Here is a 14,140-nt window from a genome sequence, read left to right on the forward strand (position 1 = left end):
CCGAGCCCCATGTCCGAGCCACGCAAGATCCTCGTCACCAGCGCCCTGCCCTATGCCAATGGTTCCATCCATCTTGGCCATATGCTTGAGTACATCCAGACCGATATGTGGGTGCGCTTCCAGAAGCATCGCGGCAATCAATGCATTTATGTCTGCGCGGACGACGCCCACGGTTCGGCCATCATGCTGCGCGCCGAAAAGGAAGGCATCACCCCGGAACAACTGATCGCCAATGTGCAGGCTGAACACAGCGCCGACTTTGCCGAGTTCCTGGTGGATTTCGACAACTTCCACTCGACCCACTCCGAAGAAAACCGTGAGCTGTCGAGCCAGATCTACCTGCGGCTGAAAGAAGCAGGGCACATCGACCAACGTTCGGTGACCCAGTATTTCGACCCGGAAAAGAAAATGTTCCTGGCCGACCGCTTCATCAAGGGCACCTGCCCGAAATGCGGCACCGAAGACCAGTACGGCGACAACTGCGAGAAATGCGGTGCGACCTATGCCCCCACTGACCTGAAGGACCCGAAGTCGGCAATCTCTGGCGCCACCCCGGTGCTCAAGGACTCCCAGCACTTCTTCTTCAAGCTCCCGGATTTCCAGCAGATGCTGCAAACCTGGACCCGCAGCGGCACCTTGCAGGACGCCGTGGCCAACAAACTCTCCGAGTGGCTCGACAGCGGCCTGCAGCAGTGGGACATCTCCCGTGATGCGCCGTACTTCGGTTTCGAGATCCCGGGCGAGCCGGGCAAGTACTTCTACGTGTGGCTGGATGCGCCGATCGGCTACATGGCCAGCTTCAAGAACCTCTGCGACCGTACGCCGGAGCTGGACTTCGATGCGTTCTGGGGCAAGGATTCCACGGCCGAGCTGTACCACTTCATCGGCAAGGACATCGTCAATTTCCACGCCCTGTTCTGGCCGGCAATGCTCGAAGGTTCGGGCTACCGCAAGCCAACCGGTATTGCCGTTCACGGCTACCTGACGGTGAACGGCCAGAAAATGTCCAAGTCCCGTGGCACCTTTATCAAGGCACGCACCTACCTGGACCACCTGTCACCGGAATACCTGCGCTATTACTACGCCTCCAAGCTGGGCCGTGGCGTCGATGACCTGGACCTGAACCTGGAAGACTTCGTACAGAAGGTCAACTCGGACCTGGTCGGTAAAGTCGTCAACATCGCCAGCCGTTGCGCCGGGTTTATCCACAAGGGCAACGCCGGTGTACTGGTAGCCGAGAACGCTGCGCCGGAACTGACCGACGCCTTCCTGGCCGCCGCGCCGAGCATTGCCGACGCCTATGAAGCCCGCGACTTCGCCCGTGCCATGCGCGAGATCATGGGCCTGGCCGACCGCGCCAATGCCTGGATCGCCGACAAGGCACCATGGTCGCTGAACAAGCAGGAAGGCAAGCAGGCGGAAGTCCAGGCGATCTGCGCAACAGGCATCAACCTGTTCCGCCAGTTGGTGATCTTCCTCAAACCCGTGCTGCCACTGCTGGCCGCCGATGCCGAGGCGTTCCTCAACGTGGCGCCGCTGACCTGGAACGATCACGCCAGCCTGCTCGGCAATCATCAGTTGAACGAGTTCAAGCCACTGATGACCCGTATCGACCCGGTGAAAGTCCAGGCCATGACCGACGCTTCGAAAGAAGACCTGGTCGCCAGCCAGACCGACACTGGCGAATCGACGCCGGCGGGTAATGGCGAACTGGCCAAGGATCCGATTTCCGCAGAAATCGACTTCGACGCGTTTGCTGCGGTGGACCTGCGTGTAGCGCTGATCGTCAAGGCCGAAGCCGTGGAGGGTGCCGACAAGTTGCTGCGCCTGACACTGGACCTCGGCGGTGAACAACGTAACGTGTTCTCCGGGATCAAGAGCGCTTACCCGGACCCGTCCAAACTCGATGGCCGCCTGACCATGATGATCGCCAACCTCAAGCCTCGGAAAATGAAGTTCGGCGTGTCTGAAGGCATGGTGATGGCGGCCGGCCCTGGTGGCGAGGAGATCTACCTGCTCAGCCCTGACAGTGGTGCCAAGCCGGGTCAACGTATCAAGTAAGCCACCTTGTAGTGAGCTGGCTTACTGTGGTGAAGGAGCTTGTTGTGGTGAGCGGGCTTGCCCGGCTCACCACAAGAAAGCCCTACCCTCCCATTAAACCCAGTTTGCTATGCCCATGATCACAACATGAACCTCATTCAACGCATCGACGCACTGCTGCCGCAGACCCAATGCGGCAAGTGCGGGCACCCGGGTTGCAAGCCTTACGCCGAGGGTATCGCGCGAGGCGAGGCGATCAACAAGTGCCCGCCCGGCGGAGAGGAAACCATCGCCGGCCTTGCGCTGTTGCTGCATGTACCGGTGCTGGATCTGGACGCCAGTCGCGGGGAAGCGCCCGCCCAGGTTGCCTACATCCGCGAGGCCGAGTGCATCGGCTGCACCAAGTGCATCCAGGCATGCCCAGTGGACGCAATTGTTGGCGCCGCCAAGCTGATGCACACCGTCATCATGGATGAGTGCACCGGCTGCGACCTGTGCGTTGCGCCCTGTCCTGTCGATTGCATTGAGATGCGCCCAGCGACCCGTGTGCTGCCCATGGTGGGTGGACTGGCGATCAATGACCGTCAACACCATGAACGCGGTCTGAAACGCGACAGGGCGCGTCGACGCTTTGAGCAACGCAATGCACGCCTGCAACGCGAAGAAGCAAAAAGACTCGCCGAACGCCAGGCTCGGGCCAAGCGTTCCACGTCGGTTCTGCAGGTGCAGGCCGATGTTGCCCAGGATGCGGCGACCAAAAAAGCCAAAATCGCTGTCGCAATGAGCCGCGCCCAACTGCACAAATCCTTGAAGGCGTTTGGTCACCCACCGACCTTTGAACAGCAGTCGCAGTTGATCATCCTGCAACAGCAGTTCGAAGCGGCGGAACAAGCGCTGGCTGCCTTGGAGGTGGGGATCGTACCGAAAGCAGCGACGTCATCCAGCAACACTGTTGATCTGAAACGGGCCAAAATCCAGCTGGCGATGCGTCGAGCGGAACTGAAGAAAGCCCAGGACCTGAACGTCGAACCGCAGCAACTGGCCGAGGCGCAATTGAAGCTGGACGATGCGCAGCGCCATATGGATGTCCTCAGCAACACCTGACCCGCAAACCTGCGTTGTGTGTTGATACAATCCCGCCGACCGTCTGCAAGGAACTCGCAACCCGATGAACGCCGCAAAACGCCTGGAAATATTCCGCAGGCTTCACGAAGACAATCCGGAACCCAAGACCGAACTGGCCTACACCTCGCCGTTCGAGTTGCTGATTGCGGTGATCCTGTCGGCCCAATCCACCGACGTTGGCGTCAATAAGGCCACGGCCAAGCTGTATCCCGTGGCGAACACACCAGAGGCGATCTATGCCCTGGGTGTGGAAGGACTGTCTGAGTACATCAAGACCATCGGCCTCTATAACAGCAAAGCCAAAAACGTTATCGAGACCTGCCGCCTGCTGGTGGAACTGCATGGTAGTGAAGTGCCACAAACCCGTGAAGCCTTGGAAGCCCTGCCAGGGGTTGGTCGTAAAACTGCCAATGTGGTGCTCAACACCGCGTTCCGGCAACTGACGATGGCGGTGGACACCCATATCTTCCGGGTCAGCAACAGAACCGGCATTGCCCGTGGGAAGAACGTGGTTGAGGTCGAAAAGCAGTTGATGAAGTTTGTACCCAAGCCCTATCTGCTAGATTCTCACCACTGGCTGATCCTTCATGGGCGCTACGTTTGCCAGGCCCGCAGGCCGCGCTGCGGCAGCTGTCGTATCGAAGACCTGTGCGAATACAAGGACAAGACATCCGACGATTGAGGGATCATTGGTTTTCTTGATCAGGCGATTGAAAAAATCTTTTTTACCCGATCATGGATTATCGTTATAAGGAGCGCCAACGGCAGTCTTAGCCCGGAGTGAACCTTATGAGCACTGGCAAAGAACAACTGGAAGTGGAAGACGACCTCGTTGAATCGGATGATGATGTGGCAGAGGCACCCGTCGTTGAGGTAGCCAAGACCAATTTGAGCAAACGCCGCACCATCGACAATCTTCTGGAAGAACGACGCTTGCAAAAACAGCTGGCCGATTACGACTTCGATCTGTGATCGAACGATCGACGGCCGGAAGCCTCCCTTACGGAGGCTTTTTTCTGCCGGTTACCCAGATAATGCGCGCTGCGGTGCCCTCCTCTATACCAAGCCGTTACGCTGGGCCAGTTCGATCAGGTCCACAAGGGAGCGGGCGTTGAGCTTGAGCAGCAAACGTGTCTTGTAGGTGCTGACGGTCTTGTTGCTGAGGAACATACCGTCGGCAATCTCCTTGTTGGTCCGGCCCCGGGCCAACTGCTGCAATACCATCATTTCCCGACCCGACAGACGCTCGACCATATCGGCCTCGCTGGCATTGCCCATGGTGGAGCGTACCGAGTTGAGCGCCTGGTTGGGGAAGTAGCTGTAGCCCGACAGCACCGCCTTGATCGCACTCAGCAACTCGGTCAGGTCCTGTTGCTTGCACACGTAGCCGGCAGCCCCCGCTTGCATGCAACGCATGGAAAAATGGCCAGGGGCCTGGGACGTCAGCACCAGCACCTTGAAGGGCACGGATTGCTTGGTAGAAGACAGCCGGCAAATAACTTCCAGGCCGTCAAGTTTGGGAATCCCAATATCCAGTATGACAATGTCCGGCATATGCTCCCGTGCAAGTTGCAATGCATCGACACCGTTATCGGTCTCGGCAACGACCTCATAACCATGACGCTCCATTAGCATACGCACAGCAAGACGAATGACGGGATGATCATCCACGATCAGCACTTTATTCATGAGAAAGTCCAATTTCGCTGTTCGAATTATTTAGAGCAAGCACAATAGCCTAGTCGTTTCCTGGTTGGCATAGCGTTCCCCCCCGAGCAACAGCAAGCAGAGACCCACCCCACAGCGATAAAGGAATTGCCCTACAAAAAAACGCCAACTCAGATGTATCCAGTTTTATAGATCCTTTCAGACCTTTCCGGGGACTTACATATTTTGAGTGAAATATCCATGGAGTATCAGGGGTTGGGTAAACGTGCCGCACACAACTCTCAGGAAATGCCCCTTGCCTCTGTCCTACGCGCAGGAATCCGGGCAAGAAGTGTCCGACTGTTTTAGTTCCATTTAACATATTCTCTTACATCCTTAATTCCTACAGAGTGTTCCGTGTTTTATACGCCCACCTCACTTTCATGAGTGAATCTTCTGTAAGACCAGTTCCTAAGCAGGTGTAAAAAAATCATTCGCCCTACAAACTTTCAACAACAGCACCATCGAAGGCGCATTTGAAAATGCGTCTACTGAAAAACATCAACAAATGTTTAACCTTTTATAAACATTGCATCTCCACACAAAATCCATAGGCAAAAAAAATGGCCCCTGAATAAGGGGCCATTCTTAAAACCGGCTGAGACTTAGAACAACGAGCGACCTTTGTTGGCCGCAATGCGCATGCGCAGTGCGTTCAACTTGATAAAGCCTGCTGCGTCCGCCTGGTTGTAGGCGCCGCCATCTTCTTCGAAGGTAGCAATGTTGGCGTCAAACAGCGACTCATCGGACTTGCGACCAGTAACGATCACGTTGCCCTTGTACAGCTTCAGGCGCACAACGCCGTTCACGTGTACCTGGGAAGCATCGATCATCTGTTGCAGCATCAGACGCTCAGGGCTCCACCAGTAGCCGGTGTAGATCAGGCTGGCGTACTTGGGCATCAACTCGTCTTTGAGGTGAGCCACTTCGCGGTCCAGGGTGATGGACTCGATGGCCCGGTGGGCGCGCAGCATGATGGTGCCGCCAGGGGTTTCGTAGCAACCACGGGACTTCATGCCCACGTAGCGGTTCTCGACGATGTCGAGACGGCCGATACCGTGTTCGCCACCGATACGGTTCAAGGTTGCCAGCACAGTGGCCGGGGTCATTTCGACGCCGTCCAGCGCGACAATGTCGCCGTTGCGGTAGGTCAGTTCCAAGTATTGCGGCTTGTCTGGAGCGTTCTCCGGGGAGACGGTCCATTTCCACATGTCTTCTTCGTGCTCGGTCCAGGTGTCTTCCAGCACGCCGCCTTCATAGGAGATGTGCAGCAGGTTGGCATCCATCGAGTACGGGGACTTCTTCTTGCCGTGACGCTCGATCGGGATTGCGTGCTTTTCAGCGTAATCCATCAGCTTTTCACGGGACAGCAGGTCCCATTCACGCCAAGGAGCGATCACTTTCACGCCTGGCTTGAGTGCATAGGCACCCAGTTCGAATCGCACCTGGTCGTTGCCCTTGCCGGTAGCACCATGGGAAATGGCGTCGGCGCCGGTTTCGTTGGCGATTTCGATCAGGCGCTTGGCGATCAGCGGACGTGCGATGGAGGTACCCAGCAGGTACTCGCCTTCATAGACGGTGTTGGCGCGAAACATCGGGAAGACGAAATCGCGGACGAACTCTTCGCGCAGGTCGTCAATGTAGATCTCTTTCACGCCCATGGCTTGCGCCTTGGCACGTGCAGGTTCGACCTCTTCGCCCTGACCCAGGTCAGCGGTGAAGGTCACCACTTCACAGTTATAAGTATCCTGCAGCCACTTGAGGATCACCGAAGTGTCCAGGCCGCCGGAATACGCGAGAACGACCTTGTTTACGTCGGCCATGCCATCACTCCACGGGGTTGTACGGAAAGGCGTCGATTCTACCGACCAAAACCGTGAATTTACAGGGGCGCGACAGCAAATGAAGATAAAGCGACAGATTATGTCGAACGGGCGACCGATGGTCGCACCTCAGGACGTGTGCGCTGGGTTGCTCGGACCAGCAGCCTGGGGTGCTGGTTTTTCGGGAGCTGCCACGCGTTCAAGCTGGATATTCACACGACGATTGCGTGCCCGGTTGGCCGCATTGGTGTTGGGCGCAAGGGGGTAGCTTTCGCCATGGAAGCGCAGGGTGATCTGCGATTCCTGGATACCGTTGGCCTTGAAGTAGTCCATCACCGCCAAGCCGCGGCGGCGAGAGACGTCGCGATTGGTCAGGCGGTTGCCGCTGTTGTCCGAATGGCCATTCAACTCGATATGATTGACCGTCGGGTCGGCTTTCATGAACGCAAGAATCACGTCGAGTTTCTTCTTGGCGGCCGCGTCCAACTCGATACCGCCACCAGGGAATCCGACTTCGGTCTGTTTGACCTGATCGTAATTCATCGGCAACAGCTTGGCGGTGCACAGCTGGTAGTCGTTATAAGCTTTGTTGAATTTCACCGGCAACAAGCGGATTTCGGAGTAGCCGCCTTCACGGCCGTAGTGGCGGACCGTCGGGCTACGCCCTTCCAGCAGTCCGGTGAAAAGGCGCCCGGCCTGGGCCTGCGAGCTGTTGAACAACACCTCGCCACTGCCGGCACGCACGGCGCCGAGGTTGATATCGCCTCGGCCTGGCTGCCAAGGGGCGGCGGCGGCCAACAAGGTGGCCGAGCCTGCGCCCAGCGAACCGTTATAGGCTTTCAGACGAAATGTTGCCTGCTCACCCGCCCGGCGCACGAACTCACCCGAGCCGAAGTCTGTGATCGGTTGGGTCAGACGGCACTCGAACTGGTCGCCTTCCACCTTCCACTCGATATTCTCCAGACGTGTCTGGTACGTGAGGGCCATCGCGGGCAGGCTGGCGAACACACTGAGCAGGGCTAGATAATGCTGGCGCACGGGAGGCTCCACTGGTTTCTACAACACTTCAAAGCGTCATACATCGATAAGGCATACAAAAGGCTATCGGTTGCATCCTGCAAAACTTGATAGCGAGTGCCTGATAGAGTCTTTTCCGGTAGCATTCCCCCCAGATTGACCCGCCTGGAATCCCCAATGTCCGACCGCCTGACCCTGCTGCGTCCCGACGACTGGCATATTCATCTTCGCGATGGTGCTGCGTTACCCCACACCGTGGCCGATGTAGCGCGCACGTTTGGCCGCGCCATCATCATGCCTAACCTGGTTCCTCCGGTGCGTAACGCCGAGCAAGCCGATGCCTACCGCCAGCGTATCCTCGCTGCACGGCCGGCCGGCAGCCGGTTCGAACCGCTGATGGTGCTGTACCTTACCGACCGCACCCAGCCCGAAGAAATTCGTGAGGCCAAGGCCAGTGGGTTTGTGCACGCTGCCAAACTGTACCCGGCCGGTGCGACCACCAACTCCGATTCCGGCGTGACCAGTATCGATAAGATCCTGCCGGCCATCGAAGCCATGGCCGACGTCGGCATGCCGCTGCTGATCCACGGTGAAGTCACTCGTGGCGATGTGGACGTGTTCGATCGCGAGAAGATCTTCATCGACGAACACATGCGTCGCGTGGTGGAGCTGTTCCCGACCCTCAAGGTCGTGTTCGAGCACATCACCACTGCCGATGCCGTGCAGTTCGTCACCGAAGCCTCGGCCAACGTTGCTGCGACCATCACCGCGCATCACCTGCTGTACAACCGCAACCACATGCTGGTGGGCGGGATTCGGCCGCACTTCTATTGCTTGCCGATCCTCAAGCGCAACACCCACCAGGTAGCCTTGCTGGATGCGGCGACCAGCGGCAATCCGAAGTTTTTCCTCGGCACCGACTCCGCGCCTCACGCCCAGCACGCCAAAGAAGCCGCGTGCGGTTGTGCCGGCTGCTACACCGCCTATGCCGCCATCGAGCTGTACGCTGAAGCGTTCGAACAGCGCAACGCCCTGGACAAGCTCGAAGGGTTCGCCAGCCTCAATGGCCCGCGTTTCTACGGCCTGCCCGCGAATACCGATCGCATTACCCTGGTTCGTGAAGACTGGACCGCCCCTGCCAGCCTGCCGTTTGGCGAGCTGACTGTCATCCCGCTGCGCGCCGGTGAAACACTGCGCTGGCGCCTGCTGGAGGAAAGCAAGTGAGTGAAGACCATTACGATGACGAACACGAGCACAGCGGTGGCGGATCCCGTCATCCGATGGCCGAGCGGTTCCGCGGCTATCTGCCGGTTGTCATCGACGTAGAAACCGGTGGTTTCAACTGCGCCACCGATGCGCTGCTGGAAATCGCCGCGACGACTATCGGCATGGACGAACAGGGTTTTGTGTTCCCGGAACACACCCACTTCTTCCGCGTCGAGCCGTTCGAAGGCGCCAATATCGAAGCGGCTGCCTTGGAGTTCACCGGGATCAAGCTCGATCACCCATTGCGCATGGCAGTAAGTGAAGAAGCGGCACTGACCGATATCTTCCGTGGCGTGCGCAAGGCATTGAAGGCCAATGGCTGCAAACGCGCGATCCTGGTCGGCCACAACAGCAGCTTTGACCTGGGCTTCCTGAATGCCGCCGTGGCGCGGTTGGACATGAAGCGCAACCCGTTTCACCCGTTCTCCAGCTTTGACACCGCGACCCTCGCCGGGCTGGCGTATGGCCAGACGGTGTTGGCGAAAGCCTGTCAGGCGGCCGGTATCGACTTTGACGGTCGTGAGGCTCACTCGGCCCGCTACGACACCGAGAAGACCGCCGAGCTGTTCTGCGGCATCGTCAACCGCTGGAAGCAGATGGGCGGCTGGGAAGACTTCAACGACTGAAGTGGAATCCCGCGCATAAAAAAACCGGCCTTCTCAGGCCGGTTTTTTTTGCCGCAAACGTGGCTTACAGCTTGCCAGCGTTCTCGGTCAGGTAAGCCGCAACACCTTCCGGCGAAGCGTTCATGCCTTTATCGCCTTTTTTCCAGTTGGCAGGGCAGACTTCGCCGTGCTCTTCGTGGAATTGCAGGGCGTCGACCAGACGGATCAGCTCTTCCATGTTACGCCCCAGTGGCAGGTCGTTGATGATCTGGGAGCGAACCACGCCTTTGTCGTCGATCAGGAACGCGCCACGGAAGGCCACGCCGCCTTCGGACTCAACGTCGTAGGCCTTGGCGATGTCGTGCTTCATGTCGGCAGCCATGGTGTATTTGACTTTGCCGATGCCGCCATCATTGATGGCGGTGTTGCGCCAGGCGTTGTGAGTGAAATGGGAGTCGATGGAAACGGCTACCACTTCAACATTACGCGCCTTGAAATCGTCCATGCGGTGGTCCAGAGCGATCAGCTCCGAAGGGCAGACGAAGGTGAAGTCCAGCGGGTAGAAGAACACCAGGCCGTATTTGCCTTTGATGGCTTCAGACAGTTTGAAGCTGTCTACGATTTCGCCATTGCCGAGGACGGCAGGTACGTCGAAATCCGGGGCTTGTTTGCCGACGAGTACGCTCATTGGTTATCTCCTGATGTGAGGGTGACGATTGAAGTAAAAGGACCGGCCCTGAGTCTGCCGTTGATAAGCGACAGCCCCGTGACGCAGTCACGCTTCGTGAAGACCGACCATCATACACTGAAAAAACCGTTCGTCAGTGCGGGCACGGTACCAGCGAATACCCTACGATTCTACTTTGACAATCATTCTCGTTAACATTAAGATCCACCGCACTTAAGCCTTAAACCCGCGACGGTTCTCCCTTATGTATGTGTGCCTCTGTACTGGCGTCACCGACGGACAAATCCGCGAAGCAATCTACGAAGGTTGCTGCAGCTACAAGGAAGTGCGTGAAACCACCGGCGTTGCCAGCCAGTGTGGCAAATGTGCTTGCCTGGCCAAGCAAGTGGTACGGGAAACCCTGACGCAACTGCAGACCGCCCAGGCCGCGCTGCCTTATTCAGCAGAATTTACACACGCCTGATTGAGCGTGTTTTAAAGAACCGGACTTAGTGTCCGGTTTTTTTATGCCCGCAATTCAATTAGTTAGCGTCAAGACGCGGAACACAAACATTCTTATTCCGATTAATTTTCATTTATTATTCAATAACTTAGGTTTGACACTAGAGATTTCGCCGCTCAAACTCCGCCTTATACACAGCTATTACAGGGCAGGACCCCAGTCATGAAAGGCGACATCTCAGTCATCCAGCAACTCAATAAAATCCTTGCCAATGAACTGGTCGCGATCAATCAGTACTTTCTGCATGCACGCATGTATGACGATTGGGGCCTGGAAAAGCTGGGCAAGCGCGAATACAAAGAATCGATCAAAGCCATGAAGGACGCGGACGCGCTGATCAAGCGCATCCTGTTCCTGGAAGGCCTGCCGAACGTGCAGGACCTGGGCAAGCTGAACATCGGCGAGCACACCCAGGAAATGATAAGCAGCGACCTGGGTTTCGAGCGCAAGAGCCACAGCGACCTCAAGGCCGCCATTGCTCACTGTGAAACCAAAGGTGACTTCGGCAGCCGCGAACTGCTGGAAGACATCCTGGAAGACCAGGAAGAGCACATCGACTGGCTGGAAACCCAACTGGGCCTGATCGACAAGGTCAGCCTGGAAAACTACCTGCAGTCGCAAATGGGCGAAGAATAAGCCCGCAGCTCGCAGGAACAAAAAAGCCCCGCTCTCTCACGAGAAGCGGGGCTTTTTATTGCAAGCGAATCACGCGTCGGTCTTGGCCGCCGCATTTGCCGCTGCTTCTTTGATCAGCGTTTCCAACGAACCATCAGCCGCCATCTCGACGATGATGTCGCTGCCGCCGACCAGCTCACCGGCTACCCACAGTTGTGGGAAGGTAGGCCAGTTGGCGTACTTCGGCAGGTTGGCGCGGATTTCCGGGTTTTGCAGGATATCCACGTAAGCGAATTTCTCGCCGCACGCCATGATGGCCTGGGAAGCTTTCGCGGAGAAACCGCACTGAGGAGCGTTAGGCGCGCCCTTCATGTAAAGCAGAATGGTGTTGTTGGCAATCTGCTCTTTGATCGTTTCGATGATATCCATGGAACACCTCGGCTGGAACTTTGCGACTCACAGGTCGGCACGGTGGCGCATTGTAACGCAAAATTCCCGCGCGGTGCTCAGGCGGCTGCTACCTGCACCGGAACGCCATTGAGTGCGGCATTGCCCGACAGCTCATCCAACTGCCGCTCGTCGGTCAAGTCATTGGCACTGGCCCCTGGCTGTCCGCTGGCAATCGTCATCTGCACGCCTGGGCGGCCATGGCCCCAACCATGCGGCAGGCTGACGACACCGGGCATCATGTCCAGGCTGGCCACGACCTCCACTTCGATCATGCCAATGCGAGAACTCACACGCACGCGCTGACCGTCGTTCAACTGCCGACTGGCCAGGTCATCGGGGTGCATGAGCAATTGATGCCGCGGCTTGCCCTTCACCAGCCGATGGTAATTATGCATCCAGGAATTATTGCTGCGCACGTGGCGGCGGCCGATCAACAGCAGTTCGTCGGCCACCGGCACCGGCTGCGCGGCAAAACGTGCCAGATCGGCAAGAATCACCGCTGGCGCTGCTTGTACCATGCCATTAACGGTTTTCAAGCGCGCGGCGAGATTGGGCTGCAGCGCCCCCAGGTCCACACCATGGGGATGGTCCGCCAGCATGGCCACCGACAACTTGTGGCTGGACGCATCACCGTACACTCCGGCACGCAGGCCGAAGTCGATCATCTGCGCGGGCGGCAGGGTCGGCTTGAGCACCGTGCCTGTTTGCGCGGCAAACGCTTTGGCCAAGCCGACAAAGATTTCCCAGTCATGCAGTGCGCCCGCAGGCTTGGGCAGAATTGCGCGATTGAAGCGGGTGACATTGCGCACCGCAAACATGTTGAAGGTGGTGTCGTAGTGATCATTCTCCAGCGCCGAAGTGGACGGCAGGATCAGGTCGGCATAGCGCGTGGTTTCGTTGATATAGAGGTCGATGCTGACCATGAACTCCAAGCCGTCGAGGGCTTGTTCCAACTGCCGGCCGTTGGGTGTCGACAACACCGGGTTGCCCGCCACCGTCACCAAGGCGCGGATTTGTCCTTCACCTTCGGTGAGCATTTCTTCGGCCAATGCTGACACCGGAAGCTCGCCGCCATACTCCGGGCGCCCGGAAACCCGGCTCTGCCAACGATTGAAATGCCCGCCACCGGTCGATGCCACCAGGTCCACCGCCGGTGTGGTGCACAGCGCACCACCCACGCGGTCCAGGTTGCCGGTCACCAGGTTGATCAGTTGCACCAGCCAATGGCACAGGGTGCCGAACGCCTGGGTCGAGACCCCCATGCGTCCATAACACACCGCTTTATCAGCGGCGGCAAAGTCCCGCGCCAGCTGGCGGATCTGTTCGGCAGGCACCGCACACTGACGGCTCATGGCCTCGGCAGTAAACCCGGCGATGGCGCGACGCACATCCTCAAGACCTTCAACCGGCAAATGGCTGTCGCGGGTCAGGTGCTCGGTAAACAAGGTGTTGAGCACCCCGAACAGCAACGCCGCGTCACCGCCCGGGCGCACGAACAGGTGCTGGTCGGCCATCGCCGCCGTCTCGCTGCGCCGTGGGTCGACCACCACCACTTTGCCACCCCGCGCCTGGATCGCCTTGAGGCGCTTCTCCACATCCGGCACGGTCATGATGCTGCCGTTGGACGCCAGTGGGTTGCCGCCCAGGATCAGCATGAAGTCGGTGTGATCAATATCCGGGATTGGCAACAGCAGGCCATGGCCGTACATGAGGTAACTGGTGAGGTGATGCGGCAACTGGTCCACCGAGGTTGCAGAGAACCGATTACGCGTCTTCAACTGGCCCAGGAAGTAATTACTGTGGGTCATCAGCCCGTAGTTGTGCACGCTGGGATTGCCCTGGTACACCGCCACCGCATTCTGCCCGTGCCGCGCCTGAATACCCGCCAGCCGTTCGGCGACAAGGGTAAACGCCTCGTCCCACGCGATCGGCTGCCATTCACTGCCCACCCGCAACATCGGCTGGTGCAGGCGGTCCGGGTCATTCTGGATATCCTGCAGCGCCACGGCCTTGGGGCAGATATGCCCGCGACTGAATGTATCCAGCGGATCCCCCTTGATCGAGGTGATCGCCAGGCTGCCGTCGTCGGCCTGGGTAGTTTCCAGGGCCAGGCCACAAATGGCTTCACACAGATGGCAGGCACGGTGGTGGAGAGTCTTGGTCATGGCCAGTCTCTTTTATAGGGGCTTTGATCCCACTATGGGCCGGGAGCGGCAGGGGCGCCACCAACGTTCGTCCCGTGAATCGACCAGCATCAGGCCAGGCCATGGGCAAGCGTGAGCAAATGTTTCAAAACCCGGCG

13 protein-coding genes and 1 pseudogene are annotated in these 14,140 nt (G+C 58.2%); 8 read left to right on the plus strand and 6 right to left on the minus strand.

What is annotated here, in order from left to right:
- The first annotated feature begins 9 nt into the window (after positions 1–9).
- The 4 genes and pseudogenes from metG to NL123_RS24540 all read left to right on the plus strand — a co-directional run bounded on the left by metG (position 10) and on the right by NL123_RS24540 (position 4,137).
- Entirely contained in the window at positions 10–2,061 is a 2,052-nt protein-coding gene (metG, locus tag NL123_RS24525; protein ID WP_494356532.1) for a methionine--tRNA ligase, read from the plus strand.
- A 138-nt stretch (positions 2,062–2,199) separates the two neighbouring features.
- A pseudogene (rsxB, locus tag NL123_RS24530) lies at positions 2,200–2,574 on the plus strand (electron transport complex subunit RsxB); the annotation flags it as partial.
- Positions 2,575–3,208: 634 nt separating this feature from the next.
- Entirely contained in the window at positions 3,209–3,847 is a 639-nt protein-coding gene (gene nth, locus NL123_RS24535; RefSeq protein ID WP_058423774.1) for an endonuclease III, read from the plus strand.
- Positions 3,848–3,954: 107 nt separating this feature from the next.
- Positions 3,955–4,137 carry a PA3496 family putative envelope integrity protein gene (locus NL123_RS24540; RefSeq protein WP_248486520.1) on the plus strand — a complete coding sequence of 61 codons (183 nt, stop codon included), beginning with the start codon at positions 3,955–3,957 and terminating at the stop codon, positions 4,135–4,137.
- Between the two features lie 84 nt (positions 4,138–4,221).
- On the opposite strand, the gene NL123_RS24545 is transcribed toward NL123_RS24540, so the two are convergent.
- The 3 genes from NL123_RS24545 to NL123_RS24555 all read right to left on the minus strand — a co-directional run bounded on the left by NL123_RS24545 (position 4,222) and on the right by NL123_RS24555 (position 7,733).
- Positions 4,222–4,854, minus strand: coding sequence for a response regulator transcription factor (locus NL123_RS24545; protein WP_058423776.1), 633 nt, complete (start codon positions 4,852–4,854; stop codon positions 4,222–4,224).
- A 623-nt stretch (positions 4,855–5,477) separates the two neighbouring features.
- Positions 5,478–6,695: an argininosuccinate synthase gene (locus tag NL123_RS24550; RefSeq protein WP_010212738.1), complete on the minus strand. Its 1,218-nt coding sequence runs from the start codon at positions 6,693–6,695 to the stop codon at positions 5,478–5,480.
- 129 nt (positions 6,696–6,824) lie between these two features.
- Positions 6,825–7,733 (minus strand): flagellar protein MotY, encoded by a 909-nt coding sequence (locus NL123_RS24555; protein WP_248486519.1) that lies wholly within the window; start codon positions 7,731–7,733, stop codon positions 6,825–6,827.
- A 156-nt stretch (positions 7,734–7,889) separates the two neighbouring features.
- Between NL123_RS24555 and pyrC the strand changes: the two genes are divergently transcribed.
- Positions 7,890–8,936 carry a dihydroorotase gene (gene pyrC / locus NL123_RS24560; RefSeq protein ID WP_058423778.1) on the plus strand — a complete coding sequence of 349 codons (1,047 nt, stop codon included), beginning with the start codon at positions 7,890–7,892 and terminating at the stop codon, positions 8,934–8,936.
- Positions 8,933–9,604, plus strand: coding sequence for a ribonuclease T (gene rnt, locus NL123_RS24565; RefSeq protein ID WP_010564138.1), 672 nt, complete (start codon positions 8,933–8,935; stop codon positions 9,602–9,604). Before pyrC ends, rnt begins: the two co-directional genes overlap by 4 nt.
- A gap of 64 nt (positions 9,605–9,668) precedes the next feature.
- Here the strand turns inward: rnt and NL123_RS24570 are convergent, their stop codons facing one another.
- A complete protein-coding gene (locus tag NL123_RS24570) occupies positions 9,669–10,271 on the minus strand; it encodes a peroxiredoxin (RefSeq protein ID WP_003172097.1) in 603 nt (200 codons plus the stop codon).
- A 244-nt stretch (positions 10,272–10,515) separates the two neighbouring features.
- Here NL123_RS24570 and NL123_RS24575 point away from each other — a divergent pair, with 244 nt between their 5' ends.
- The gene (locus tag NL123_RS24575; protein WP_010564137.1) at positions 10,516–10,734 is read left to right on the plus strand and encodes a bacterioferritin-associated ferredoxin; all 219 of its coding nucleotides are present in this window, start codon (positions 10,516–10,518) and stop codon (positions 10,732–10,734) included.
- Between the two features lie 201 nt (positions 10,735–10,935).
- The gene (gene bfr, locus NL123_RS24580) at positions 10,936–11,409 is read left to right on the plus strand and encodes a bacterioferritin (protein ID WP_494356533.1); all 474 of its coding nucleotides are present in this window, start codon (positions 10,936–10,938) and stop codon (positions 11,407–11,409) included.
- 69 nt (positions 11,410–11,478) lie between these two features.
- On the opposite strand, the gene grxD is transcribed toward bfr, so the two are convergent.
- Both grxD and NL123_RS24590 read right to left on the minus strand, forming a co-directional pair.
- Entirely contained in the window at positions 11,479–11,817 is a 339-nt protein-coding gene (gene grxD, locus NL123_RS24585) for a Grx4 family monothiol glutaredoxin (protein ID WP_494356534.1), read from the minus strand.
- A 77-nt stretch (positions 11,818–11,894) separates the two neighbouring features.
- The gene (locus NL123_RS24590; RefSeq protein WP_494356535.1) at positions 11,895–14,003 is read right to left on the minus strand and encodes a molybdopterin oxidoreductase family protein; all 2,109 of its coding nucleotides are present in this window, start codon (positions 14,001–14,003) and stop codon (positions 11,895–11,897) included.
- Between the last annotated feature and the right edge of the window lie 137 nt (positions 14,004–14,140).

The organism is Pseudomonas sp. FBCC-B1565 (assembly GCF_059133265.1).